This window comes from Rathayibacter sp. PhB186, assembly GCF_003751825.1.
In the GTDB taxonomy this organism is placed as follows: Bacteria; Actinomycetota; Actinomycetes; order Actinomycetales; family Microbacteriaceae; genus Rathayibacter; species Rathayibacter festucae.
Window position 1 is genome coordinate 162,911 of sequence record NZ_RJKO01000007.1, and the last position, 23,605, is coordinate 186,515.

Consider the following 23,605-nt stretch of genomic DNA (forward strand, 5'->3'; position numbering starts at 1 on the left):
TGTCACAAGTGGAACAGCCTCGTCAAGGATTCCATTCACTTTGTGTCACGCTGAGCGGGGGCGCTGCCGGCTCACGTGCGCACGCGCCTCGGCCGAGCACATCCCGCCGCAGCGATCTCCCGCTGATGGCCGAGAGCGTGCGGCAGGAGGCGCCGGAGACCCCGCAGGACCGGCCGTGTCGGATTTCTCGAGTGTTCGGTCGGTGGTGCGGCGCGCCTTCCGATGCCGGGCGGAGTCGGTCACCCCTCGGATCGCGTCGTATTGCCCGCCCGGCCTGCGCCCCATGCCGCGCCGAGGCCGAAGAGCGTGTCCACGCCGTAGTGCTCCATCGCGGCGGAGATGCGGCGGCGGCCGGTGCGGGGGTTGATGCCGAGGCGGTTGGAGGCGCTGTCGAGGGTGTTGCCCTGCTGCATCAGACGCAGGAGCGGCAGCCAGGAGTGCTCGTCGCTGCCCAGCGGATCCGCGCGCTGCCAGAGCTCGTCGAAGTAGGCGCGGACGATGTTCGCGAGGCCCGCGTGGCGGACTCCGAGCACGCTCGTCGGGGTCGCCTCGCCCCAGACGAAGGGGAGCGCGATGTGGTCGCCGTCGACCCAGAACCAGCCCGGCGGCCGGTCGAGCGAGCGGTACTCGAGCCCGACCCGTCCGTAGACGGCCATCCGCTCGAGCACCCGCGGGTCGGCGGCCGCGGACGAGGGGACGATGATGCGCACCGTGTCCCTCTCCTGCAGGGCGTCACCGAAGCGGACGGCCCGGTCGATCGGCGCCGTCATCAGCCGGTCGATGCTGGCGAACACCGCGACGAGGGAGCCCGACGGGGTGCCGACGAGCTCCCACAGCAGGTCCTCCGCGGCGTAGGGCCCGTGACGCAGCACCGTGGGCACCAGGTCGGCCGCCGCCTCGCCGGTCGACCAGGCGCGGAGCACGGTGGGCAGGTTCTCGAGGATCTTCTCGATGCCGGACATGGCGTCCTCGGCCGCGACCCGGACCCGGCGGGTGTGCACCGAGACGGCCTCGTTCGCCCAGTCCGCGGGCGGGGGATAGGCCAGCAGATCGCCCGCGCCGCCGATGAGCCCGCGGTCGCGGAGCCGCTGCACGGCCGCCTCGACCTGCGCGGGCTCGAGGTGGGTCGCGAGCACCGCGTCCTCGAGCGTCGCGGGCCGCCCGCGCAGCAGGATGCCCAGCAGGGTCTCGTCGTCCATGACTCCCTCTCGGTGACGAACAGTCCGTCTCGGCACGACAGTGCCGGGACGACGGCGCGCCCACAAGGCGCTCCGGAAGCCGCCCGGACCTGGTAGGGCTGCGGGTCCGCACGGTCAGCCGACGCGGTCGGCGGCTGCGTCCCGCGTCAGGTGCCCCGGGTCGTCCGCTGGAGCAGCCTGGTCGCGGAACATGCGGTCCCGGCTGCTCGCTGTGCAGACATCCGATAATGCGCATTATGTCAGGTTTGAGTTGTGGGATCGCGGGACGGGTTCGCTTCGGGCGGTTTCGACGACATGCTGCTGAACGGCAGGGCATTACCTGTGCCGCGCGCCTCGATGGGGGCGCGCAGCCGCGCAACGCCACGAAGCGGTCCTCGCTCGTTCGATCTTCCAGGCGACCGACGAGCAAGTCGACAGCGGTTCGCCCCACCTCTTCGATGGGCTGCCGGAAGGTCGAAAGGCCGAGTCAGCCGTTGTGGCTTCGGAAGAGTCTCCAGATCAGCATGGCGACGGCCATGCGCTCGCGGCCTGCGGGCGATCGAAGATCAACTTGTAGAGCTTGGCCAAGGCGAGTGATGCGGCCCTGCATGCTGCTGTGGTGGAAGTTGGCGGCACGCGCTGCTGATCTCAGAGAATCTGCATGGAGGTAGTGGTCGAGGATGTCGATTGCCTCTGCCCCGTGTGGCCCTGATGCCAGTCGTTCGAGGTGAATCACGTCGGGCTGTTCCGCTACGACCGCGGGGTCGAGAGAGCTGACCAGGCGTAGGGCTCCGAGTGTGTCGGAATCGAGTAGTCGCGGCCATGATGAGGTGGCGCCGGCGAAGCGGAGCGTGTCGCGTGCGATGACCCAGGATCGTGGTGCGTCGAGAATGCCGACGATGGGTCCGCTCGCCGCTCGCCCGGTGATGCCGTGCGCGGCTGTCCAGTCGACGGGTTCCGAGCCGACAGCGATCACCAGCGAGAGGTGCTTCGACAGTGGTGCGATGTGCACCGGCCGCTGCCAAGCAGTACGGAGAAAACGGGTGGCGGGTTCATCCAGCGTTGATCCTTCTGACTCGACCGCGATGAGTTGGATAGAAGTCGCTGGTTGTAACCCGATAAGGCGTGCAGCGCGAGACCTTTCCGCCTCTGTGCTCCTTGCGTTAACGAGGAGTTGCGCGAGGGCCGGGTCTGAAAGCCCTGATGCGGCGTCTACCCCACCTGAGGGACGTTGGCGCGCTAGGACAGCCGTGACAGTCAACGCGAAGCGCTCGAGGATGAACTCGTCGAGCTCGTGACGGGTGTCGCCTCGTTCCAACCAGAGGGTGCCGTGTTCGTTGCTGCCCGCATCGACGTTCGCGTGCTGCGAGACGTGAGCTGCCGATCCCGCCAACAGTGCGCCGTCGCTGGAGTACCGGGTCGATAGTCCTCGAGAGGGGAGCTCTACTCCTGCGGGACAGTCGGCGAGAACTGCTGTCGCTCGTACCACGGCGTCAAGGTCCGGGTTGTTGGAGGCCAGCTGGTCGAAGTATGCGACGACACGAAGCGCACGCTCTCCGGGAGTGTCGACGTTGAGCAGCTTCACCATGAGGCCCTGCATGCTCTGATCCTACGAGCAGGATCGCCCTGTGACCGCCATCCGTCTGGTCACAACGATGACATCTGCCAATTGGCGGTCTGCGTAGCGGGTGGCGAGCGGGATGATGGCGGAGTGACTGTCGACGGACTCCCCTTGCGCCTTGATCCTGAGCTGGCTGCGATCAGCGTGATGATCCCCAGCTTCGACTTCACCGACGTTGAGGGATCGCGCCGTTTCGAGCAAGAGCTCGTCGCTCAAGGCAGGCGGACTGTCGAGGGTGTGGTCACCGAGGATGTACTCGTTCCGCGTCGCGATGGTTCAACTGTCGCCGCCCGGATCTACCGCCCCGAACAGATCGGGGTTCTGCCGGCCGTTCTGTACATCCACGGTGGCGGTTTCGTCCTCGGCGGATTGGACACGGAGGACGACCGTTGCGCCTACTACGCGCGAGATGCGCACTGCACGGTCGTTTCCATCGACTATCGACTAGCACCCGAGCATCCCTTCCCGGCAGCGTTCCACGACTGCGTCGATGCGCTCTGGTGGATGCACGACGAAGCGACCTCGCTCGGAATCGACAGCCGGCGGTTGAGCGTCGGAGGTAATAGTGCTGGGGGTGCGATCGCGGCCTCCATCGCCCTGGCCTCGCGCACCGACGAAGCACCCTCCCTTGTCCATCAGCTCCTTGTGAATCCTGTGCTGGACTGCCGGAGTGAGACCGCTTCGATGCATCGATTCACGACCACGCCGGGCTGGAACCGGGAGCAGAACCTCCTGATGTGGGAGCTCTACTTGGGTGACTCCTCGGTGCCGGTAGACCATCGGGCTGCTGCGGCTCTCACTGATGACGTCGCCGGTGCGCCGCCCGCGTCCATCTGGGTTGCGGAATACGATCCCCTCCGCGACGAGGGCTACGCCTACGCGCAGCGGCTGATGGCCACCGGCGTCCCCGTCGGGATCATGCAGTACCCGGGCACCATCCACGGCTTCGACGGCTACCGGATGACCAACGTAGGAAAGCGCGCCCTGGCAGACCAGATCACCGCACTCCGATGGGCTCTTCGCACCTGAATCGACAAACGGCGAGTTTCGTGCCGTGAAGACAGCCAAATGGCGGTCAGGGGATTTGGGTGGCAACCGTAACGTCGGTGGCACACCTCAAGTCGTCTCGAATCCCGTAGGCGCAGCATCGCTCTACAGCTGCGGCCACGCTTCGTTTCGGCCCCGGAAGGACAATGATGACCTCTCGCGCCCCCGTCGATCCCGACGTCGTGACTCTGATCGCCGACGCACCCGCCATCCTGAACATCGATCCCGCTGCGACGGCAGATCAGATCAGGACCAGGGAGGCTCGCCTCCACTCGTGGATGCGGGGCGACATTGAGCCCGAACTCGACCGTGTTCCGACGCGAGAGGATTCCGTCGCTGGAGTGCGCGTTCGCTGGTACGGCGATGAGCGACAGGCCAACAACGACCTCGTGGTGTACCTCCATGGAGGTGGCTGGCTCGCCGGTGACGTCGATTCGTACGACCCGGATGTTCGCCGGCTCGCCGCGCACCTCAGGCTTCCCGTCGTCGCGATCGACTACCGCCGGACGCCTGAGCACCCGTTTCCGGCGGCCATCGAGGACTGCATCGCCGTCCTCCGTGAGCTGCAACGGGGTCCTCACCGATCACTCTCCCTCGCCGGAGACAGTGCCGGGGGAAACCTTGCCCTCGGTGCCGCGATCGCCCTGAAGACCGAGAGCATCGTGTCGTCGATGCTCCTGCTCTACCCCGTGGTGGATCCGACGGCGTTCGACAACCTCTCCTATACCGACAACGGTGCCGACTACCTTCTGACAGCCGATGCCATGCGCGGATTCTGGGACTTGTACGTGCCCTTGGATGAGCACCGCCGTCATCCCAGCGCGGCCCCCCGCTTCGCGGAGCTCGAAGGGCTCCCGCCGGCGGTCGTGGTCAGCGCGGATTTTGACCCGCTTCGCGATGAAGACCGCGAACTCGCCTCACGCCTCATCGCCGCCGAAGTGCCGACCACTTACCTGCCCAATCCCGGGCTCACTCACGGCTTCCAGCAGATGGTCCCCCGCATTCCCGCGGCGACGAGAGCCCTCAGACGCGCCTACACCGCCTTCGCGATCACGATCGCCAGCACCGGAGCCCCCTCTCCCCTGCTGCCGGCGCCGACGCGCTGACCTGGCCGAAAGGACACCGCCATGACCACCTCGCACATCGTCCACTTCGGTGTGGGCAATTTCCACCGTTCCCATCAAGCCAAGTATCTTCACGAGCTGCACCAGCAAGGCCACGACCTCGAATGGACCATCGTCGGAGCCGGGCTGCTTCCCGGAGACGTCCGCATGCGCGACGCCCTCCAGGCCCAGGACTACACCTACACCCTCGTCGAGCGTGCCGCCGACGGCACCGATGAGGTGCACCGCGTCGCGTCCATCTCCGGCTACCTCTACGGCCCTGATGACCCCGCCGCGCTCATCGAATTGCTCGCCGACCCTTCTACTCGCATCGTGTCGCTGACCATTACCGAAGGTGGCTACAACCTCTCCGACACCACCGGACGGTTCGATACCAGCAACAGCACGATGCGCGCCGACACGTGGCGGAGCGAGCAGCCAATGACCGTCTTCGGTTATCTCGCCGCCGCTCTGCGCCGTCGGCGACGCGCGGGCGTAGAGCCGTTCACTGTCATGTCCTGTGACAACATCCAGAACAACGGCGACATGGCGCGCGAAGCACTCGCATCCTTTATCAGAATGACCGACCTTGATCTGGCCGACTGGGTCGAGGAGACCACCGCATTCCCCGGAAGCATGGTCGATCGCATCACCCCCGTCACGACTGACGCGGATCGGGAGTGGGTCCGCGCGACCACCGGGTATGAGGACGCGTGGCCGGTCATCAGCGAAGACTTCACCCAGTGGGTGATCGAAGAGAACTTTCCGACCGGCCGTCCCCACTGGGAGAACGTCGGGGCGCAGCTCGTCGAGGACGTCGCACCGTTCGAGACGATGAAGCTCCGAATGCTCAACGGGTCCCACCAGGCGCTCGCGTACATCGGTCTCCTGAACGGCTACACCTTCGTGCACGAAGCGATGGCCGACGTCACAGTCGCAACCTTCGTGGACGTCTTCATGACGGAGGCGCAAAGCACAGTGCCACCCGTCGAGGGAATCGACTTGCACGATTACCGTGCCCTGCTCCTGCAGCGGTTCTCCAACCCCGCAATCCGCGACACGCTCGAGCGCCTCGCTACCGATGCCAGCGACCGCATCCCCAAATTCGTCGTCCCGATCGCTCAGGATCTCCTCCATCAGAATCGGATAGCGCCCGCCACGGCCGCTGTCATCGCCAGCTGGGTTGCAACTGCTGACCAGAGCCGCCGCTCCACTCAGCCCCTCAAGGACCGCCAAGCGGGAGACGTTGAGCAAGGACTCCTCGACGAACGAGTCGTCTCCGGGTCATTCCTAGATCGTCCCGACTGGTTCAGCACGCTCGGCGATGACCCCACCTTCCGAGCGGCGTACACCTTCTCGCTCGACCACTTCCGCCGACAGGGTGCTCCACTTCTCCCGGCCGCCACCCCCAACCGCTGACTCCCTCTTCTCCCTTCTCTTTCCGCTTCTAGAAAGGCATCATCATGAACCGCACCAGCCGCATGATCGCGCTCGTGGGCACCGCCGCCCTCGCAGTGTCCCTCAGCGCTTGCAGCGACGGACCGATCGGCGCGTCCAGCGACACGACCGACAACGCCGGCAGCGACGCCGTCAGCGTTCAGTTCGTCAACCCGCTGCCCAACTACCCGGCCTGGCGCGTGATCGGCGACTGCATGGCCGACCAGGCCAAAGAACGCGGAGTCGACTTCACGGAGACCGGGCCCACCGGGCAGGCCATGGACCCGACCACGATGATCGAGCAGATCCAGGGCGCCATCGCGAACAAGAAGTCGGGCATCATCACGCTCCCGGCCAGCGACGCCTTCGGTCCTCTGCTCCAGCAGGCCCGCGACGCGGGGATCGTCACCGCCACCATGTACGGAGACGGCGCGGAGGGCAGCGGCGCCGACATCAACGTCGGCATCAACTGGACCGAGCTCGGCAAGGTCTACATCGACGAGGTCGAGAAGCTCCCCGGCGACAAGAAGCTCGGAATCGTCACGAGCGCCGACACCGGAATCGGCAAGCTCTTCATGGACGGCGTCAAAGCCGCCGTCGCCGACTCCGACGACATCGAGATCGTCGGCGAGGTTTACACCGGCGATGACTCCGCCAAGGCCCTCGCTCAGACCAATGCCCTTCTCACTGCGCACCCCGAGGTGAACGTCATCGTCACCAATATGGGCACCGCCACTCAGGGCGGCATCTCCGCCATCGAGTCCAAGGGACTCACCGGGAAGGTCTCCTTCATCGGCAACGGCCCCGATAACGGCGGCAAGGAAGCCATCGAGAACGGAACCGAGTACCGCTTCCTGCTCCAGGCGCTCTGCGATGGCGGCAAGGACGCGCTCGACGCCGTCGCCGACCGCCTCGAGAGCGGAACCGCTGCCGGCGGCGACGCCACCCTCATCGACATGGGCACCCGGATGGCCACGAAGGACGACTACGCCGAGTACGTCGAGAAGGGCTGGTCGTGACCGACACCGCCGCCCTCGAACTCCGAGGCATCCGCAAGTTCTTCGGATCCGTCGCCGCCCTCGAGCACGTCGACCTCGCCGCCTACCCGGGCGAGATTCACGCCATCGTCGGCGACAACGGCGCCGGAAAGTCCACCACCATCAAGATCATCACCGGAATCCACCGAGGCGATGGCGGAGACATCCTGATCAACGGCGACATCGTCGAAGGCCACGGCGCCAGCACCCTCGAAAAGGGGATCGCCGTCGTCTACCAGGACCTCGCCCTCGTCGAATGCCTCGACATCTCCACCAACATGGCGCTCGGAAACCTCCCCAAGCGCTTCGGAATGCTCCTCGACCGCAAGCGCATGGACCGCGACGCCGCCAAGGTCCTCACCGACCTCAACGTGCGTGTGGGTGATGTGAAGACCCCCGTAGGGCTGCTCTCCGGCGGCCAGCGTCAGGTCGTCGCCATCGCGCGCGCCGTCCGAATGGACACCCCCACCATCCTGCTCGACGAACCGACCGCCGCCCTCGGTGTCCAGGAGACAGCCCAGGTCGGACGCATGCTCGACGAGCTCCGCGCTGCGGGCAAAGCCGTCATCGTCATCAGCCACGACCTCGACTTCGTTTTCCAGCACTCCGACCGCATCACCGTGCTCCGGCTCGGAAACAGCGTGGGCACGCGTGGCACCGCCGAAACGACTCGCGACGAGATCATCGGGATGATCACCGGCGCGATCCCCCGCGGCGCTGCGGCTGCCGCATCGAAGGAGAAGTCATGACACAGATCACCTCGACCGCCCCCGCTCCCGTCGTCACCGCGAAAGCAGCACGCCGGATCCCCTCGCTTCTGGTCCGCCAAGAAGCCTCCCTGTTCGGTGTCGTCGCCGTCATCGTCATCGCGGCGACACTGATCAACCCGGCGTTCCTTACCGGTGACAACATCACGGAGATCCTCCGCAGCTCCGTGATCTACTTCGTCATGGCCTGCGGCGCGGCGCTGCTCATTATCGGCGGAGGACTGGACTTTTCGGTCGGCGCGATCTTCACGCTCAGCGCCCTCACCGGCACCTCGCTGATGAAGATCGGGGTTCCAATCCCCCTCGCGATCCTCGCCGCCCTCGTCATCGCGGCACTCGTCGGGGTGCTCAACCACCTGATCATCACCTACTGGCACGTCCCGCCGATCATCGCCACCCTCGGAGTCTTCTTCGTCGTCCTCGGCGCTAACTCCCTCATCACCGGCGGCCTCGACGTCCTCCCCCTCCCCCCAGAATTCGTACGCCTCGGACAGGGCTACTTCATCGGCGTCCCCAACATCATCTGGATCGCCGTCCTCGTCGGTATCGTCACCTGGTTCGCACTCGAACACACCCGGTTTGGCGTCAACATCCGCGCCCTCGGCGGCAACCGAGCAGCAGCCGTCGCCAACGGCCTCCACGTCAAGAAGCTCGACCTCGCGCTCTACGCCATCGCAGCAGTCACCGGCGGCATCGCCGGCCTGCTCTACTCCGCACGAGTGGGCGCCGGGCAAGTCGAAGCAGGCGGCTCCGCGACCACGCTCGTCGTCGTCACCGCCGTCCTCATCGGAGGCGTGAGCCTGCTCGGAGGGCTCGGAAACATCACCGGCGTCGCCATCGGCGCTGTCCTTCTCTCCCTGATCGACAACGCGCTGATCGTTTCCCGCATCCCGCCCCAGTTCAACAACATCGTCGTGGGTGCCATCCTCGTCTGCGCCGTAGCCGTCGACCACCTTCGCCGGCAGCAGCTCTACAAACGCCGCTGACAACGGCAACGCAGCAGCAGCAGAGCCTGCGCCAACAAGCCACTACCCACGACGCTGTCGGCGCAGGCGCTGTTGCGCGGCGAACAACACCATCTCGAAGACACAAGCCCGGGAGGGAGTAATGACCACGACAAGGCATCAGCCGGCTATCGAGGAACAGCGCCCTAATAGCGTGGCTCCCCAGATCCTGGTCATCGGCGAAGCTCTGATTGACATTGTCGAGAGGGACGGCGCGAGCAAGGAATACGTCGGCGGCTCCCCCGCCAACGTCGCTCTCACCCTCGCCCGGCTTGGCCGCGACGTGTCCCTAGTGACCGACATCGCCGACGATGACCGCGGCCGGCGCATTGCCGAGCACCTCGACGCCTCCGGGGTGGATGTAATCCACGGTGACGCGCCTCGCACTTCGACCGCCCGCGCCGTGCTGCGTGAGGACAACTCGGCCGAGTACGTTTTCGACCTCTCGTGGAACCCGCCTACAGCAGATCCAAGCGACGCCACCCACGTGCACACCGGCTCCATCGCTCTCTACCTCGAGCCGGGCGGCTCCGCCGTGCTCGAGCTGCTCGAGGCGCTGCCGGCCGGAGTCACCGCGAGCGTCGACGCGAACATCCGCCCGGCCCTTGTTGGAGTGCACCGGGCGGCACTCGCGCGCTTCGAGCGGGTCGCGACGACCTGCGAGATCGTCAAGCTCAGTGACGAGGACTCCGAGTGGCTCTACCCGACAATGCAACTCGACGAGGTGCTGTCTCGGCTACTCGGACTCGGCGCGCAGCTCGCGGTCATTACGCGTGGAGGCGAGGGGCTGTTGCTCGCCTCCGCCGTTGCACGCATCACGGTGCCCGCCGCGAGGATCGTTGTCGCGGACACGATCGGCGCGGGAGACTCCGCGATGGGAGCGATCCTCGACGAGGCCTTCCGGCAGGGACTGGGCGCGCCGCATGGGATGCTGCTCGATGAACCGTCGCTGCGCGCGATCGGGCGGTGGGCCGCTTGCGTCGCGGGCGTGACAACATCCCGAGCAGGCGCCGATCCCCCAACACGGGCCGAGCTCTAACACGGCTCCGTTCTCCGTCCGAGAGCCGGGTTTCAAGCGCAGAAGCGTTCCCGAGCAAGCCGATCACTACCTGCGGATGAGGCGGCTGACAGCTACGCTATGGCGCTGCTTGCTGAGATGACCAGTACGAGCAAGGTCGTCTCCCGTCCGCTCGCGCACTCACCCTGCGCGAGCATGCCCACCGCGATCGGACCAGTCGCGCCCTCGGATCGTACGCACTCATCACCCGTTGGGCCCGATCACAGGACACAGGCTGGAAGCTTCGAATCGACCGCAGGTCGCGCCGCGGGCTACATCTCGTTCAAGAAAGTTGCAACGACGATTCTCGATGTCTTCGGACCGAAGACCCTGAGCGAAAGTACTTCAGGCGCTCGAATTAAGTGCGTGCTCAGCTTGTAGCAATCCGAGGGTGGTTCCGGGCACGTATTCTCCTCGGAATACCTCGTGCGCGGGCTCGGTCTGGGTGTTGTCCAAGCGGCGCATCATGATGTCGGTCGCTGCTATCGCCATCGCCTCCACGGGTTGGCGCATAGTTGCGAGGCCGAAAAGTGGCGACCGGTACACGCCAACTCCGTCGAACCCGGTGATAGAGACGGCTTGAGGACTCAAGATTCCCGAGGTGGCGAGTACTTCCAGAGCACTGACCGCGGTCGGGTCGTCACCGGCCATGACGGCCGTGACTCCGGAGTCCACGGCGGCACGTAGCGCGCCGGGGAATGTGGCGTCTTCCGCTCCGGGGATGCCTATTTCCGATGTTCCCGCTGCTTCGAGGGTCTCTCGGTACCGGGTGGTGCGTCGCGATCGCCAGCCCGGCAATCACGGCCGGAATCGTGCCGCCTCCTCCAAATCACCGGTGCTCATTGCGCGGACGCTGCGTGTACAGCGGCGGTTGTAGGTCGGGTGGGAACGCACCCTCGACCGGTGGTTCGTAGGGCAGCGCCTCCCCGATGCGGTTCTCGTCGGTGGAGTCCGCGAAGGGCCCGTCTGGGGAGAGTAGGACGCTCATGTGCGGGTCGCAGTGGTTGATCCACCACGCGCTCATCCCGGCTTTCGGGTCGGCGCGTGCGGCCTCCCACGCCCGCCACAGGGCTTCGATGCGCTGCTGCGCTTCCTTGGACTCCCACCAGGCTGCTTTCCACCGCGAACCGCCGCCGGAGCCCTGCGCCATGACTCGGCGCCGGTAGGTGCCAATGAGCTGCTTGCGCACGAACTCATCCGCGGATCCGAAGTGCGTTGTCGGCTGCTCCCCCGCGTCGACGTCGACGCTCACCGCTGCGGTGGTGGGCTCGTCGGCGCCGAACGGGTCGTCGTCGTCGTAGTCGCTCATGCGTGAGTCGCCGGCGTGAGGTCGTGCCCCTGCTCGGTGGACGGCGTGGGCGTCAGCGGTGGCGCTGCACCTGGTCTGTGGTTCGCGAGGGAAGCGTTGATTGCGGCGACGAGCGGCTTGGGGCCGTCGAACCATGGGACGGGGCGCAGGATGGCGGCGCGGGAGCCGGAGGACATGAGGATCGCCCTCCCGATCTTGCGTCCCTTTTTCGGTGTGGGGAGGTTCGCGAGCTCGGCGACGTCGAGGATCAGTTCCCGCTTCAACGCGCTGGTGGTGGAGCGCACGCCCTTGTTGATGCTCGCGGAGGTCGTCTCGCGGTCGTAGGTGCCGATCAGCTCGGACACCATCCGCAGGAAGCCCGTCTCGGAGATTCCGCCGGCGTAGATCTTCGCGTTCGCGGCCGACCAGAGCTTGTCCATGCCCTCCCGTCCGAACACGCTGACGCCCTGCGACCAGGACTGGAACACAGACATGATGGGGATGCCTCGGGAGCCGTAGTGGCTGTAGAGGTCGGGGAGGTCCCGCCAGCGGCAGACGTTCGCTGCCTCGTCGAGCACGCCGAGCATCGGTGTCTGCATCCGACCTCCCGGCGAGACGGCCGCCAGCTCTTCCGCGGCTTCGACGGTCGCCGCGGTGAGGGCGAGGACGAGGGGGCCGGCGCTGCCGGCGCCCTCCTTGGACAGGCTGTAGAGCGTCCCGGTGGAGCGCACGAAGGCTGCCGGGTCGAACTCCGGCCGGGTGTCGTTCTCGCCGGTGCGGTTCACCCACTGGCGGGTGCCGGAGTCCTTCAAGCAGGACGCCATGCGCCGGGCAGTGGAGTACACCGACCCGCGCTCCCGGTGCTCCAACCGCGTTGCGCCCTGCAAGCTCTTGGCCATCAGCGGGAAATCGCTCGAGGCCAGGATGTCTCCGGCCGTCTCGTCGCCTGGTTTCGTCGTCCACTCGTAGACGTCGGTGATCGGGCGGCATGCGGATGAGGGGCTGCAGGCTCGCGCTGAGGAGGGCCGAGTGCCATTTTTGGGCGATGATCGAGATCATGTCAGTTTGATCTTGTTCCGGAAGCGTGTGATTGTCGTCGACGCCTCGCTGCTCGGCAGTCGCGGTCGCCAGTGCCGGCGTCCTCGGCAGCTGCGTCGACCCCGACGGCGGCGACGCCCTCCGTGCCGCTACCGCTCCGCCCGCAGGCCCTGATCCTGCAGGTGCGCACTCACCACCGCGTCCGCCACGCGCCCGGCCGTGCTGGTCCCGCCGAGCGGGCCGCCGCGCAGCCGCATGGCGAGCTCGCCGGTCACGACGAGCAGGAGCTCCTCCGCGAGCTGCGGCGCCTCCTCCCCCACCAGCGGTGCGGCGAGCTCGGTCAGCCGTCCGCGCAGTGACTCCGTATCGGCGCGGACCGCGTCGGCGAGCTCGGCCGGCGGGTCGAGGTACTCCGCGGACGACGCCAGGAACGCGCACCAGCGGGCGCCGTGCGGCCGCTCCCGGAAGCGCTCGAGTGCGGGGAGCACGGCCAGCAGCCGCTCCCGGTCCGAGTGCGCCCGCGCGATCTCGGCGTCCCAGGTCTCGAGCCAGGCTGCCTGCCGACGGGCGAGCGCGGCGGCGACCAGCGCCTCCTTGCTGGAGTAGCCGCGGTAGAGGGTGGCGGCCGAGACGCCGGCCAGTGCCAGCACCGCGTCGATCGGCGTCGCGGCGATCCCGCGGCTGAAGAAGAGCTCCTCGGCCGCGTCGAGCAGCTTCGCCTCGGTGCGAGGCCTGATCGACGCGGCTCGGAGTGGAGTGGACATGCCTCCAGCCTAGACTCTGAATATGAAACGCACGTTTTCGTTCTCGTCCCCGGTCCCCCTCGTCCTCGCCGCCACCGGGCTCATCGCGGCGACCTACGGTCTCGTGCGCTTCGCCTACGGTCTCCTGCTGCCGGAGATGCGCTCCGAGCTGGGGTTCGACGCGGTTACGGCGGGCCGTGTCTCGGCCGGTGCCTCCCTCGCCTACTGCCTCGGCGCGGTCGCGGGCTTCCTGCTCGCCTCCCGCGCGGCCCGCGTCCTCGTGCTGGCCGCCGGTGCGACGGCGGGCGCCGGCGCGCTCGGGATGGCGCTCAGCCACGAGTTCGTCCCCTTCGCGATCGCCGCCGTCGTGAGCTCCGTCGGCGCAGGACTCGCCTCCCCCGCACTGGTCGACGTGCTCCGACGGGGCGTCCGCCCGGGACGGCAGGCGCGAGCGCAGACGATCGTGAACTCCGGGACGGGCCCCGGGCTGGTCGGAGCGGGTGCCCTCGCCCTGACGCTGCTCCCGGGCTGGCGCACGGTGTGGGTCGTCGCGGCGGTCGTCGTGGTCGCGGCCGCCCTCGCCGTCGCCGCTCTCGACGGCGCCACCCCGCACCGCAAGACCGCGACCGCGCTCTCCGCCACCTGGCTGCGCGCGCATCGCGGGGCGATCCTGGCGGCGGCGCTGCTGGGCGCCGGATCCGCCGGAGTCTGGAACTTCGGCAGGACCCTGCTGGTCGAGGGCGGGAGCAGCACCGCGGAGTCGGTCCTCGCGTGGATCGTCCTCGGGATCGGCGGCACCGTCGCGATCGCCACCGCCCGCTGGACCAGCGCCCTGCCGCCGCGCACGGCGTGGACCATCACCACGGCGACGGCCGCCGTCGGGACCCTCGGCCTGGCGCTCACGGCCTCCTCGCCGCTCGCCCTCCTGGCGTGCCTCCTCTTCGGGTGGGGCTACACCGCCGGCACCGGAGCGCTCATCGCCTGGACCACCGCCCTCGACCCGGACCGCGCGGCGACCGGCACGGCCCTGCTCTTCGTGGTGCTCATCGCGGGCCAGGCCGTGGGCGCAATGGGCCTCGGAGCGCTTCTCGACGGGCCGGGCGCCACGGTCGCATTCGCCGTCGCCGCGGTCGCGACGGCCGCCGCCGGAGTCGGCCGCCGAGCACCGGCGCGGCGGATCGAGGCGAGGAGCGGGGGCTGCGGCGGCGGTAGCCTCGCGGCATGACCTTCGCGAACGTCGGCACCCTGGGGGCCGCACTCGGCAGACGCGACGAGCTCGTCGCCCTCCTCACCGAGCACAACGACGCCCTCGTCGACGCCGGCTGCCTGGCCTACGAGGTCGGCGTCGACGACGAGCAGCCCGACACCGTCTTCGTCGTCGAGCTGTGGGAGAGCGCCGAGGCGCACCGGGCCTCGCTGGCACTCCCCCAGGTCCAGGCCGCGATCGCGCGGGCGCGTCCGCTGCTCAGCGGCGCCTTCGGCGGCCACCGCTTCGACGTCGTGGGCTCTCCGCTCCGCAGCTGACCTCCGGGACCGGTCTCCAAGGCCGACCTCCGGGGCCTGCCTCCGCCGAGGGCTCGATTCGGGCTGCGCGGACGTCTCCCCCGTACGTCGACGCCGTCGGTGATCGCGCATCCGTCCCTCCGCCCGCTGATACCGATCCCGCCACCCCGCCACCCGAGAGCAGAGCGCCATGATCAGCACCTTCCTCGTCGAGCACGCCGCGCTCGTGCCGATCGGCTTCTGGATCGCGGTCGCGCTGGTCACGGCGCTCGCCCGGCTGCTGCACCGGCGCGGCGCGAGGAGGACCCTCCTCGTCCTCGCCGCGGTGGCCTTCCTCGCAGGCATCGCGCTGACGATGTACCCGCCGGACGGCACGCCGCTGGTCTTCTGCACCGTGCAGTTCTCGGTGCCGTTCGACGGCATCGACACCCTCGCGAACATCGCCCTCCTGCTCCCCGGGGCCCTGCTGCTCGCGGTGGCGGTCGGCCGCCCCGTGCTCGTCGCCGCCGCCGTCTCCGGCCTGTCCGCCCTGATCGAGCTGGTCCAGGCGAGCGTCCCGGCGATCGGCCGCTCCTGCGACACCAACGACTGGTTCATGAACACCATCGGCGCCGTCCTCGGCGCGTTCCTCGCCGCCGCGATCCTCGCGATCGAGAACCGGCGGGCCGGCCGCCGCGTGTCGCGCTGACGCCGCCTCCTGTGGCGCGGACGCCGCCTGTGTCCCGCGGGCCCGACCTCTCCGGCACCTGGCCTGGGCGGATGGACGGCACGGTCGATCCGCTCCTTCGGCGGGACGCCGCTCCCCCGTCAGGTCGCTTCGCGCAGGCCGGTCCGATCGTGGAGAAAGGTCGCAGGAGGGAACGGTTGGGCAGTACGGTCCAGGTACGAGTGACGGCGACCGGCTCTTCGCCTTCGCGAAGACCGAGTGGCTGAGCCGGGACGTGACTGCCGGACGGACGGCGAGCACGCGTGCGGCGTCGCTCTGGGGGACGGGGTACTGATGAGAGTCACGAGGATCACGCTCGGCATCGCCGGCGTCGTGCTTGCGGCGGCGGCAGTGGCGACGACGATGGGTGTCTCGGCTGCGCAGGCCGGCGGAGACGGTCCGAGCACTCCCGTGGAGACCGCTCGCACTGAACCGGCCGCTGCTGAGCCCGCCGTCTCGCCGGACGAAGCATCTGCAGAACGCGTGGAGCACTTCCCTGCACTTCAACCGTACGACGCCTCTCAGCCTCTGGTGCCCGTCGCCGAGCTGGTCGGCTCCGCACGAGCGGTCGTCGACGTCGGCGCCGAGAAGAGCCCTGTCTATGCAGCCCTCCTGTCCTACGGAGATCTGCGGGTCGCCCTGCCGAGTCTGGCCTCGGACGTGCAGATCTCTGCCGACCGTCCGGTCTACGTACTGACGGTGCATCACACGATCCAGAACTGGGGCGCGCTCTCGGGCACGGTGGCCAAGACCTGGGACGTCTACACACTCGTCTGCGATGGACCCACGGGCGACATGATCGCTTCCGGCACGGGGACGGACATCGAAGCGCTCGGGATCGAGGGAGAGTACGTCGAATAGCGCCGACGAGCGCGCCCTGCGATGCGGCGGCGCCTCGGCTTGTCCTCACAAAAGACGAGCGATGATCGCCTCCCGTCGCCGGCGCTCGCCCTCAGCCCGCGGGGGCACCTGGAGGAGTGGTCACGAGCAGGTACCGTGCCGCGCCTCCAGCGTCCGCGGGCACCGACCAGCGGTGCGGGCGCGACGTCTCGATCGTGATCGACTCGCCGGCCGACACCGTGTGAGACGCTCCGTCGGCGTAGGTCAGCACCGCGGTGCCCTCGGTGACGAAGACGAACTCCTCGCCCTGATGCACGAAGTCGACGTCGTCGGACTGTCCCGGCTGCGCAGTGAAGAGGTACGCCTCCGTCCGCCGGCCCGGGCCGCCCGCCACCAGCCGAGCGCGCGGGGCGTGCGGCGCGTCGCTCGCGCGCAGATGCGCCTCCGGTGTCGTGTCGTCGGAGGAGGCGATCGCCGGCACCAGCTCGGCCGGCGGCACGTCGAAGGCTGCGGCCAGCGCGTAGAGGGTCGAGAGACTCGGCAGCAGGCGGCCGTTCTCGAGCTTGGAGAGGAACGGCTGCGAGACCCCGGCCTCGGCCGCGAGCGCGCGCATCGAGAGTCCGCGTGCGGTGCGCAGGGTGCGCACGAGCACGCCGATCTCGGAGGCGAGGGCCGGCGCCACGACGGCGTCATCGCTCATCGGTCCTCCCGGGTGGTGCGGTGCGGCGGTCTTGCCGAGAATGATAACCCACGGTTATCATCAGCGGGTTGATAACGTCAGGTTATCAGCCCTCCGCTCGGGAGCATCCGATCGCCACCGAAGGGCAGCACCGTGACCAAGCAGATCTTCCTCGGCGCGTTCGAGGAGTTCACGCCGAACTTCATCAGCAACGCCTGGCACCACCCCCGCGGCGACACCCGCGGTTTCGCCACTCTCGAGTACTGGCAGGACCTCGCCCGGAAGCTCGAGGACGCCGGCTTCGACTTCCTCTTCCTCGCCGAGGCACTGGGCTATCCGATGAGCGGCGACGACGTTCCGGAGGTGGTGATCCGCGAAGCCGTGCAGGTCCCCGTGCACGATCCGCTCGTCCTCGTCAGTGGTCTCGCGGCGACCGTCGATCGCCTCGGCTTCGTCGTCACCGCCTCCACCACGGCGCAGCAGCCCTACCTCAACGCCCGGACCTTCACCACGCTCGATCACCTGACGAAGGGCCGCATCGCCTGGAACATCGTCACCTCCGACAACCAGGTCGCGCTCACCAAGCTCCTGGGGCACGACGGAGTCACGCCCCACGACGAGCGCTACCGCCGCGCCACCGAGTTCGTCGAGCTGTGCCTGAAGCTCTGGGAGGGCGCGTGGGAGGACGACGCGGTCGTGTACGACAAGGCCACCCGGACCTACGCCGACCCCGACAAGGTGCACCGCATCACCCACCAGGGCGAGTACTTCCGCTACGACGGCTACTTCCCGGCGATCCCGTCCGTGCAGCGCACACCGCTGCTGCTGCAGGCGGGCACCTCCTCCGCCGGTCGCGCCTTCGCCGGCCGGTACGGCGAGTGCGTCTTCATCCAGGACCGCGACCTCGACAAGGCCGCCGCCACGGTCGCCGACCTGCGGACGAGGGCGGAGGCGAACGGCCGCGACCCGCGGCACATCACGGTCATCCCCTCCGTCTCGATCATCGTCGGCGACACCGAGGAGGAGGCGTCTCGTCTGCGCGCCGAGCTCGACGCGACCCCCTCGCGCGAGGCCGCCGCCGCGCTGTTCATGGGGTGGAGCGGAGTCGACCTGATGTCGTTCCCGCTCGACGCGACCCTCGCCGAGGTGACGACCGAGGTCGGGCAGACCATGCTGGCGATGTTCCAGCAGCCCGAGTACAGCCCGACCGTCGCCGAGATCCTCGACGTGATCACGTCCTCGATCGGAGGGATGCGCGTCACCGGCACCGCGGAGTCCGTCGCCGATCAGCTGCAGGAGATCGTCGACCGGACCGACGTCGACGGCTTCCTGATCGAGTACACCTACGGCGCGTGGGAGACCTACCGCGACTTCGCCGAGCAGGTCGTGCCGCTGCTGCGCGAGCGCGGCATGCTGCCCGAGACGCCCCGCTCCGGATCGATGCGCGAGCGGATCCTCGGACTCACCGCGCCCACGCTGCCCGCGGGCCACCCCGGTGCCGCGTTCCGCGCGGGCGCGGCCTTCTGAGGACGGCGGGTCCGCAGACCCGGCTTCCGAGGGCGGTCGATCTCCTTGGAAAAGACGCTTGCAGACATGCTGGTCGAGTTGCCCCAGAGGGGCGTATCGAGACCCGCCGTCATCAGCACGGCGGGTCCGCAGACCCGGCTTCCGGCGGCGGTGGATCTCGATACGCCCGCTTCGCGGGCTACTCGATCAGCATGACGGAGCTTCCCGCCGGCCCGGTGGTGCCGCCTTCTCCGCGCCGCCGGCTCAGTGCCCAGATGAACATCAACGCGCAGATGTGCATCATCGGCTACACGACTGCATCGTCGCCTCGTGCGCCCGCCGCGTTCTCGCGTAGCGGGCGCACAAGCGCGTTCCCAGGATCAGACTCACCACCCCGCCGACGAGCGTCGCTGCGACCAGGACCGTCCAGGTCGTCATGGTGGAACTCGGAGTGAGAGTGACCCAGTAGAAGAGCCCGGTGCCACCGCCGACGACTGCAGCCGTGACCACCGGTGCGATCACGGCCGCCCTCTTCTCTGCGAGAGTCCACGAGGAGCAGAGCAGCAGCGCAACGATCCCGATCAGCCAGCCCGCGCCCGGGATCAGCAGCCAGCCGAACGCGTACGACAACGAGCTCGCAACGGCGAACCACGGGCGATCGAAGACGAGTCCACTACTGCTGGACGACCCGTCGGCCGCCGAAGCGATACGCGCAGGGGTCCCGAGCTCGGAGATGCGCTCTCGCGCAGCGTCGTCATCGAGGCCGTCCAGTTCCTCCGCTATCCCCCCGTAGATCTCCTCGCGGAGTTCGGCGCGCACATCGGCGAGCGCGACCTTCAACTCTTCCAGGTAGCGGTCAGCTACCCGCGAGGTGGAGGCAGTCATGGGGTTCCCCTTCCGATCGTCTGGTTCACCTGACTGACGAACGACGGCCACTCCGCTCTGAAACGGCCGAGTTCGATCTTCCCCACGTCAGTCAGTGAGTAGTACTTCCGCGCAGGGCCTTGATCGCTCGGCACGACGACAGCAGCGATGGACCCCCGATCACGCAACCGCCCCAGAAGGGGATACAGCGTCCCGATGCTCCCGATGACCCCCACCTCCTGCAGGCGTGTCGACAGCTCCCACCCGTACATCGGCACACTGTCCAGGAGCCCGAGGATGCAGAACTCAGCAACGCCCTTTCGAAGCTGAGCGCCGACGCCTTCTATCATGCGTCACAGGTTACCCGCGCCGGGGCCCGAGTCGCCGGACGCCGCATCGATCGGCCACGTCGAGAGGGACGACGGACCTCCTCCGGTAGCTGGACGGCGACGTCAGTGGCCGTCGGGCTGGGTGCCGCCGGCATCACTATGGTTCTCTCTCCGGCGTCCTCTCGAGGTCGAACTCGTGGAGTCGCATCCGATCGAGCGCGTGCCGGGGACGGACGTTGGAACCGCTGACCACCCGTGGCGGTGATCGACCCCCTGACGGCACGGCCCCGGCCTGAGCGGTCTCCCGTGAGAGGGTGATCCGCATGCAGCCCACGACAGCGGTCCGGATCTCGGTGGTCGCGGCGGCCGTTCTCTCGTCCGCTCTGCTCTCCGGCTGTGCAGGAACTCCCGCGGAGCCGATCGTCGAGCGGACGTCGCGGATGGCCGTCGACTACCCCTCCTACGACCTGCCGCAGCTCGTCGGGCAGGCCGATCGCATCATCGAGGGCACCGCCGTCTCGACCCGCGACGCCGTCCTGTATCCGACCTACGAGGGCACCGATCCGCTCCTGAACCCGCTGAGCGAGGCGTCGGAGGAGGAGCAGCGCGCCGCCAGTCTCGAGGGCGCCATCGCCGTCACGGAGGTCGAGCTCGAGGTGACCGCCGTCCACAAGGGCGAGGCGGGAGACCGCCTCACCATCACGCAGACCGGCGGCGTCCTGGACGGGGTCCGCTACACGACCGTGCAGGAGCCCCTGCTCGTACCCGGGAGCTCCTACCTGCTCTTCCTGCACGAGGGCGAGCGTCCCGCCCTCCTGGGTGGGGGCGCGGGCAGCTACGAAGCGGCGGACGGCGGCTACCTCGCCATGGCCGCGCAGGCACCCGTCGAGTCGTTGAGCCGCGACGAGCTGGCGCTCCTCCTCGCCGAGGACCGCCGCGCCACCGAGTGATGCGGGCACCCGCCGGACTGCAGCAAGGGCTCTCGAATACGCGGTGGATCTCGATACGCCCGCTCCGCGGGCTACTCGATCAGCATGGGAGGGCACACGCATACTGGTCGACACATGCTGGTCGAGTAGCCCCGCAGGGGCGTATCGAGACCAGCGCCTCCGTGCACATGTGGATCTCGATACGCCCGCTTCGCGGGCTACTCGATCAGCATGAATCGCTCAGGCCCTGCGGACGCTCGACTGAGACCGACCCATGCTGTTCGAGTAGCGCCGCGGGCGCGTATCGAGACCCGCGCGAAGGCCGGCCGCGCCGGATGCTGCTGCCTAGTGCGCTCGAGCCGGGAGCGCGACCGGGAGGGTCAGCTCGCCGCGCTCGACCAGGCTCTCGAGGGCCTCGAGGACGGCGGCCTCCGGTTCGTACCGCGGCGCGTAGCCGAGGAGCGTCGTCGCCTTCTCGATGGAGAAGTACTGGCTGCGGTGCAGGTGGCCCCAGCTCGCGTCGGCGAGGTCGTCGCCTGCGCTCCGGCGGAACTCCTCCCAGCCGATGCTCACCAGCACGGCCTCCCGCCCGAACCAGCCCGCGGCGATCTGCGCGAACCCGCGGACCGTGAGCGCCGAAGGGGCCACGATGTGGAAGTCCTCCCCCGCGGCCTCCTCGGGCCGGGCCACCGCGAGCTCGAACGCCTGGGCGACGTCGTCGGCGTGCACGTGGTGCAGGGACTCCGCGCCCGAGCCCGGCATGCGCAGCGTCCCGCCGGTGGCCAGGGTCTCCCAGACGGCGGGGTCGAGGTTGCCCAGCGGGCCGATCGGCGCCCGGCCGGGTCCGCTGATGTGGCCCGGGTGCAGCGTGGTGGTGCGCAGGCCGCCCGCGGCGGTCTCGGCCTTCAGGAGGAGGGCGATCGCCTCCTTCTGGCGGCCGTACTCGTCGATCGCGGGCGTCCCCTCGCCCTCCCGGATCGGGAGCTTCAGGGTGGGGCCATAGCGCCAGACCGATCCGCAGCTGATCAGGTGGCCGACGTGCCCGCGCAGCCCCTCGACGAGCGCCCGCGCCGAGTCGACGGTGAAGCAGACCAGATCGATCACCACGTCCGGACGCAGATCGCGGACCCGGCCGGCGAAGACGCCGTCCTCGTCCTCCTGCTGCCGATCGGCGACGACGTTCCGCACCTGCTCCCACTCCGGGCCGGCGGTGTACGGGGTGCTGGTGCCGCGGGTGATGTTCGTGACCTCGTGCCCGGCGCGGACGAGCCGGGGGACGAGGAAGGAGCCGATGTGGCCGCTCCCGCCGATGACGACGACGTGCATGGTGGCTCCTCGGGGGTGGTGACGGGCGGTGCGCTCCACTCCACCACACTCGCGACCGACGGCGCTGGTGCCCCTCCCCTGCTCGGACGTCGGTCGCGCTGCCCTGCGCATCGGCTCAACCGGGACGTCTCGAGCGCGGGCGGGAGAGCCCGCCGTTCAGAGGGCCGCGGGTGGCACAGGTGGCGGGTTCGGGATCTCGAAGACGGCCGAGCGCGGCCACATCAGCGTCGGCATGCGCATCCGCTCGGGCCCGGCGGTGATCAGCGCCGTGTCGAGCAGGTCCGCGGCGTGCGCGAGGACGTGCTCGACGTAGGCGGGGTGCACCCAGTGCGGTCCGGAGAACGCGGAGATCAGGTCCTGGAGGGCACGGACGGAGTCGTGCTGATTCTCGTCCCGCGGGGTCATGGCGGCTCGGATCGCTAGGAGAAGCCCGCTCGGCCGAGCGATGTCACCCATCGGCGGGAGAGAGGTCGTGCACCTCCGCGACGCGGCCGGCATCCGTCACAGTACGCCTCGGACGACCCCGGAGAGGTGTTTCACGAATATCCCGGTGACACCGCAGAAACAGCCCTTCGCGTCTCCGTCCGGGCGATTGCGCGACCGATCGTCCCGGATCGGTGTGAGCAGTGCGGAACGGGGTTAGTCTCAGAGTCCATCCGAGACCTCGCGTGGCGAACCGCACCCTTCCCGGGCGCACGCGACGGCGGGACCCCCATGGGCAGGCTGCACGACGACTCCGGCCGCGGGACCGACGTCGACGACCGGCTCCTCGCTCCCCTGCAGCTCATGATCGGAACGGAGCTCGGCACGAGCGAGTGCACGCGCGTACCCGGCTTCTCCTTGTGAGCACCAGTCAGCCGGGCGGCGCCTTCGGCGAGGAGATCGACCGGCTCCTCGCCTCCTTCGCCACGCTGCTGCCCGCCGAGGACGCCGCCACCTCCGTGCTCGGCGCTCCCTTCGACATGCAGACACTCGCGGCGACCAGTCGTCGAGCGGCGACACTCGACGAGACGCAGATCGACCTCGGCGAAGGGCCCGCCTGGAGCGCGTACCGCGCCTACCGCCCTGTCGAGATGCAGGTCGACGACGAGCGGCACTTCGCCGCCTGGCCCGTCTTCGCGCTCTCCGCAGAGGCGGCAGGAACGAGGACGGTCCTCGCCGTCCCCCTGGTCATCGGCACCTCGAGCATCGGCGCCGTCACCCTGTACAGCAGCGCCTCGATGCGGCTCGACGCCGAACAGCTGCAGCTCGCGGGCCGACTCTCAGGAGCGCTCGCCAGGGCCGTGGTCGATCAGGCGATCACCCTGCCGGAGAACGGGAGTCTCGCCCGTGATCCGGCGCTCTCGCGCCGGGAAGTGCACCAGGCGACCGGGATGGTGATCGGCCAGACCCGGTCGACACCGGCGGACGCCCTCGCGATCATCCGCGCCTACGCCTTCGCGGAAGGCATCGGAGTGCGCGACGTGGCCACACTCATCCTCGCCGGATCGCTCGACTTCTCCCACGATCCGCCCGCGTGATCCCCCTCTTCCGAGGCGGTCGACTGCGGGTCTGGTCGGCGGTGATCAGTGCGCCCGGCGCCCTCAGGATCTCGAGGTCGATG

Annotated in this window: 25 protein-coding genes; 14 read left to right on the forward strand and 11 right to left on the reverse strand. The window is 68.7% G+C overall.

All coding sequences use genetic code 11. From position 1 onward, the window contains the following. Positions 1 to 239 precede the first annotated feature (239 nt). Both EDF45_RS16720 and EDF45_RS16725 read right to left on the reverse strand, forming a co-directional pair. Positions 240 to 1,199: a hypothetical protein gene (locus EDF45_RS16720; protein ID WP_123737039.1), complete on the reverse strand. Its 960-nt coding sequence runs from the start codon at positions 1,197 to 1,199 to the stop codon at positions 240 to 242. A 466-nt stretch (positions 1,200 to 1,665) separates the two neighbouring features. After that, positions 1,666 to 2,778: a helix-turn-helix domain-containing protein gene (locus EDF45_RS16725; protein ID WP_123737038.1), complete on the reverse strand. Its 1,113-nt coding sequence runs from the start codon at positions 2,776 to 2,778 to the stop codon at positions 1,666 to 1,668. Between the two features lie 111 nt (positions 2,779 to 2,889). Here EDF45_RS16725 and EDF45_RS16730 point away from each other — a divergent pair, with 111 nt between their 5' ends. The 7 genes from EDF45_RS16730 (at position 2,890) to EDF45_RS16760 (ending at position 10,233) form a co-directional block, all read left to right on the forward strand. Beyond that, positions 2,890 to 3,828: an alpha/beta hydrolase gene (locus EDF45_RS16730; RefSeq protein ID WP_123737037.1), complete on the forward strand. Its 939-nt coding sequence runs from the start codon at positions 2,890 to 2,892 to the stop codon at positions 3,826 to 3,828. A gap of 167 nt (positions 3,829 to 3,995) precedes the next feature. Next, on the forward strand, positions 3,996 to 4,952 hold the full coding sequence (locus EDF45_RS16735) for an alpha/beta hydrolase (RefSeq protein ID WP_165909108.1): 957 nt from the start codon (positions 3,996 to 3,998) through the stop codon (positions 4,950 to 4,952). Positions 4,953 to 4,973: 21 nt separating this feature from the next. Further along, positions 4,974 to 6,368 (forward strand): mannitol dehydrogenase family protein, encoded by a 1,395-nt coding sequence (locus EDF45_RS16740; RefSeq protein WP_123737035.1) that lies wholly within the window; start codon positions 4,974 to 4,976, stop codon positions 6,366 to 6,368. 44 nt (positions 6,369 to 6,412) lie between these two features. Next, a complete protein-coding gene (locus tag EDF45_RS16745) occupies positions 6,413 to 7,405 on the forward strand; it encodes a sugar ABC transporter substrate-binding protein (RefSeq protein ID WP_123737034.1) in 993 nt (330 codons plus the stop codon). Then, positions 7,402 to 8,172 carry an ATP-binding cassette domain-containing protein gene (locus EDF45_RS16750; RefSeq protein ID WP_221181139.1) on the forward strand — a complete coding sequence of 257 codons (771 nt, stop codon included), beginning with the start codon at positions 7,402 to 7,404 and terminating at the stop codon, positions 8,170 to 8,172. Before EDF45_RS16745 ends, EDF45_RS16750 begins: the two co-directional genes overlap by 4 nt. Next, on the forward strand, positions 8,169 to 9,176 hold the full coding sequence (locus EDF45_RS16755; RefSeq protein WP_123737032.1) for an ABC transporter permease: 1,008 nt from the start codon (positions 8,169 to 8,171) through the stop codon (positions 9,174 to 9,176). Before EDF45_RS16750 ends, EDF45_RS16755 begins: the two co-directional genes overlap by 4 nt. Before the next feature lie 121 nt (positions 9,177 to 9,297). After that, complete coding sequence (locus EDF45_RS16760) at positions 9,298 to 10,233, forward strand: carbohydrate kinase (protein ID WP_260312248.1); 936 nt, start codon at positions 9,298 to 9,300, stop codon at positions 10,231 to 10,233. Between the two features lie 363 nt (positions 10,234 to 10,596). Here the strand turns inward: EDF45_RS16760 and EDF45_RS16765 are convergent, their stop codons facing one another. From EDF45_RS16765 to EDF45_RS16780, 4 genes are all read right to left on the reverse strand, one after another. Continuing rightward, positions 10,597 to 11,049, reverse strand: a complete 453-nt coding sequence (locus EDF45_RS16765) for a substrate-binding domain-containing protein (protein WP_123737030.1) — start codon at positions 11,047 to 11,049, stop codon at positions 10,597 to 10,599. A 31-nt stretch (positions 11,050 to 11,080) separates the two neighbouring features. Next, positions 11,081 to 11,560, reverse strand: coding sequence for a DUF4913 domain-containing protein (locus tag EDF45_RS16770; protein WP_123737029.1), 480 nt, complete (start codon positions 11,558 to 11,560; stop codon positions 11,081 to 11,083). Further along, positions 11,557 to 12,351 (reverse strand): type IV secretory system conjugative DNA transfer family protein, encoded by a 795-nt coding sequence (locus tag EDF45_RS16775; protein ID WP_260312373.1) that lies wholly within the window; start codon positions 12,349 to 12,351, stop codon positions 11,557 to 11,559. Before EDF45_RS16775 ends, EDF45_RS16770 begins: the two co-directional genes overlap by 4 nt. A gap of 375 nt (positions 12,352 to 12,726) precedes the next feature. Next, a complete protein-coding gene (locus EDF45_RS16780; RefSeq protein ID WP_123737027.1) occupies positions 12,727 to 13,341 on the reverse strand; it encodes a TetR/AcrR family transcriptional regulator in 615 nt (204 codons plus the stop codon). 22 nt (positions 13,342 to 13,363) lie between these two features. Between EDF45_RS16780 and EDF45_RS16785 the strand changes: the two genes are divergently transcribed. The 4 genes from EDF45_RS16785 to EDF45_RS21055 all read left to right on the forward strand — a co-directional run bounded on the left by EDF45_RS16785 (position 13,364) and on the right by EDF45_RS21055 (position 16,390). After that, complete coding sequence (locus EDF45_RS16785; RefSeq protein WP_123737026.1) at positions 13,364 to 14,545, forward strand: MFS transporter; 1,182 nt, start codon at positions 13,364 to 13,366, stop codon at positions 14,543 to 14,545. Continuing rightward, complete coding sequence (locus EDF45_RS16790) at positions 14,542 to 14,844, forward strand: putative quinol monooxygenase (RefSeq protein ID WP_123737025.1); 303 nt, start codon at positions 14,542 to 14,544, stop codon at positions 14,842 to 14,844. The genes EDF45_RS16785 and EDF45_RS16790 overlap by 4 nt, the downstream gene beginning before the upstream one ends. A gap of 169 nt (positions 14,845 to 15,013) precedes the next feature. Further along, positions 15,014 to 15,511 carry a VanZ family protein gene (locus EDF45_RS16795; RefSeq protein WP_123737024.1) on the forward strand — a complete coding sequence of 166 codons (498 nt, stop codon included), beginning with the start codon at positions 15,014 to 15,016 and terminating at the stop codon, positions 15,509 to 15,511. Between the two features lie 312 nt (positions 15,512 to 15,823). Continuing rightward, the gene (locus EDF45_RS21055; RefSeq protein WP_148060314.1) at positions 15,824 to 16,390 is read left to right on the forward strand and encodes a hypothetical protein; all 567 of its coding nucleotides are present in this window, start codon (positions 15,824 to 15,826) and stop codon (positions 16,388 to 16,390) included. A 91-nt stretch (positions 16,391 to 16,481) separates the two neighbouring features. Here EDF45_RS21055 and EDF45_RS16805 read toward each other — a convergent pair whose 3' ends face one another. After that, positions 16,482 to 17,069 carry a helix-turn-helix domain-containing protein gene (locus EDF45_RS16805; protein WP_123737022.1) on the reverse strand — a complete coding sequence of 196 codons (588 nt, stop codon included), beginning with the start codon at positions 17,067 to 17,069 and terminating at the stop codon, positions 16,482 to 16,484. Between the two features lie 132 nt (positions 17,070 to 17,201). Here EDF45_RS16805 and EDF45_RS16810 point away from each other — a divergent pair, with 132 nt between their 5' ends. Beyond that, positions 17,202 to 18,575, forward strand: a complete 1,374-nt coding sequence (locus EDF45_RS16810) for an NtaA/DmoA family FMN-dependent monooxygenase (RefSeq protein WP_185020240.1) — start codon at positions 17,202 to 17,204, stop codon at positions 18,573 to 18,575. Between the two features lie 279 nt (positions 18,576 to 18,854). Here EDF45_RS16810 and EDF45_RS16815 read toward each other — a convergent pair whose 3' ends face one another. Then, complete coding sequence (locus EDF45_RS16815) at positions 18,855 to 19,439, reverse strand: HAAS signaling domain-containing protein (protein ID WP_123737020.1); 585 nt, start codon at positions 19,437 to 19,439, stop codon at positions 18,855 to 18,857. Further along, positions 19,436 to 19,768, reverse strand: a complete 333-nt coding sequence (locus EDF45_RS16820) for a PadR family transcriptional regulator (RefSeq protein ID WP_123733258.1) — start codon at positions 19,766 to 19,768, stop codon at positions 19,436 to 19,438. Before EDF45_RS16820 ends, EDF45_RS16815 begins: the two co-directional genes overlap by 4 nt. A 302-nt stretch (positions 19,769 to 20,070) precedes the next feature. Between EDF45_RS16820 and EDF45_RS16825 the strand changes: the two genes are divergently transcribed. Next, positions 20,071 to 20,697, forward strand: a complete 627-nt coding sequence (locus EDF45_RS16825) for a hypothetical protein (protein WP_148060313.1) — start codon at positions 20,071 to 20,073, stop codon at positions 20,695 to 20,697. 324 nt (positions 20,698 to 21,021) lie between these two features. Here EDF45_RS16825 and EDF45_RS16830 read toward each other — a convergent pair whose 3' ends face one another. Continuing rightward, positions 21,022 to 22,002 carry an NAD(P)-dependent oxidoreductase gene (locus tag EDF45_RS16830; protein ID WP_123737018.1) on the reverse strand — a complete coding sequence of 327 codons (981 nt, stop codon included), beginning with the start codon at positions 22,000 to 22,002 and terminating at the stop codon, positions 21,022 to 21,024. 156 nt (positions 22,003 to 22,158) lie between these two features. Continuing rightward, positions 22,159 to 22,407 (reverse strand): hypothetical protein, encoded by a 249-nt coding sequence (locus EDF45_RS16835; protein WP_123737017.1) that lies wholly within the window; start codon positions 22,405 to 22,407, stop codon positions 22,159 to 22,161. 437 nt (positions 22,408 to 22,844) lie between these two features. On the opposite strand from EDF45_RS16835, the gene EDF45_RS16840 reads away from it, so the two are divergent. Beyond that, positions 22,845 to 23,522 carry a GAF and ANTAR domain-containing protein gene (locus EDF45_RS16840; protein WP_123737016.1) on the forward strand — a complete coding sequence of 226 codons (678 nt, stop codon included), beginning with the start codon at positions 22,845 to 22,847 and terminating at the stop codon, positions 23,520 to 23,522. Positions 23,523 to 23,605 lie beyond the last annotated feature (83 nt).

Coding starts and splice junctions, on each gene's coding strand:
- EDF45_RS16815 (WP_123737020.1), bottom strand. CDS start 19,439: ATGACTGCCTCCACCTCGCGGGTAGCTGACCGCTACCTGGAAGAGTTG.
- EDF45_RS16805 (WP_123737022.1), bottom strand. CDS start 17,069: ATGAGCGATGACGCCGTCGTGGCGCCGGCCCTCGCCTCCGAGATCGGC.
- EDF45_RS16720 (WP_123737039.1), bottom strand. CDS start 1,199: ATGGACGACGAGACCCTGCTGGGCATCCTGCTGCGCGGGCGGCCCGCG.
- EDF45_RS16770 (WP_123737029.1), bottom strand. CDS start 11,560: ATGAGCGACTACGACGACGACGACCCGTTCGGCGCCGACGAGCCCACC.
- EDF45_RS16830 (WP_123737018.1), bottom strand. CDS start 22,002: ATGCACGTCGTCGTCATCGGCGGGAGCGGCCACATCGGCTCCTTCCTC.
- EDF45_RS16780 (WP_123737027.1), bottom strand. CDS start 13,341: ATGTCCACTCCACTCCGAGCCGCGTCGATCAGGCCTCGCACCGAGGCG.
- EDF45_RS16785 (WP_123737026.1), top strand. CDS start 13,364: ATGAAACGCACGTTTTCGTTCTCGTCCCCGGTCCCCCTCGTCCTCGCC.
- EDF45_RS16790 (WP_123737025.1), top strand. CDS start 14,542: ATGACCTTCGCGAACGTCGGCACCCTGGGGGCCGCACTCGGCAGACGC.
- EDF45_RS16740 (WP_123737035.1), top strand. CDS start 4,974: ATGACCACCTCGCACATCGTCCACTTCGGTGTGGGCAATTTCCACCGT.
- EDF45_RS16735 (WP_165909108.1), top strand. CDS start 3,996: ATGACCTCTCGCGCCCCCGTCGATCCCGACGTCGTGACTCTGATCGCC.
- EDF45_RS16760 (WP_260312248.1), top strand. CDS start 9,298: ATGACCACGACAAGGCATCAGCCGGCTATCGAGGAACAGCGCCCTAAT.
- EDF45_RS16755 (WP_123737032.1), top strand. CDS start 8,169: ATGACACAGATCACCTCGACCGCCCCCGCTCCCGTCGTCACCGCGAAA.
- EDF45_RS16835 (WP_123737017.1), bottom strand. CDS start 22,407: ATGACCCCGCGGGACGAGAATCAGCACGACTCCGTCCGTGCCCTCCAG.
- EDF45_RS21055 (WP_148060314.1), top strand. CDS start 15,824: ATGAGAGTCACGAGGATCACGCTCGGCATCGCCGGCGTCGTGCTTGCG.
- EDF45_RS16745 (WP_123737034.1), top strand. CDS start 6,413: ATGAACCGCACCAGCCGCATGATCGCGCTCGTGGGCACCGCCGCCCTC.
- EDF45_RS16820 (WP_123733258.1), bottom strand. CDS start 19,768: ATGATAGAAGGCGTCGGCGCTCAGCTTCGAAAGGGCGTTGCTGAGTTC.
- EDF45_RS16825 (WP_148060313.1), top strand. CDS start 20,071: ATGCAGCCCACGACAGCGGTCCGGATCTCGGTGGTCGCGGCGGCCGTT.
- EDF45_RS16725 (WP_123737038.1), bottom strand. CDS start 2,778: ATGCAGGGCCTCATGGTGAAGCTGCTCAACGTCGACACTCCCGGAGAG.
- EDF45_RS16795 (WP_123737024.1), top strand. CDS start 15,014: ATGATCAGCACCTTCCTCGTCGAGCACGCCGCGCTCGTGCCGATCGGC.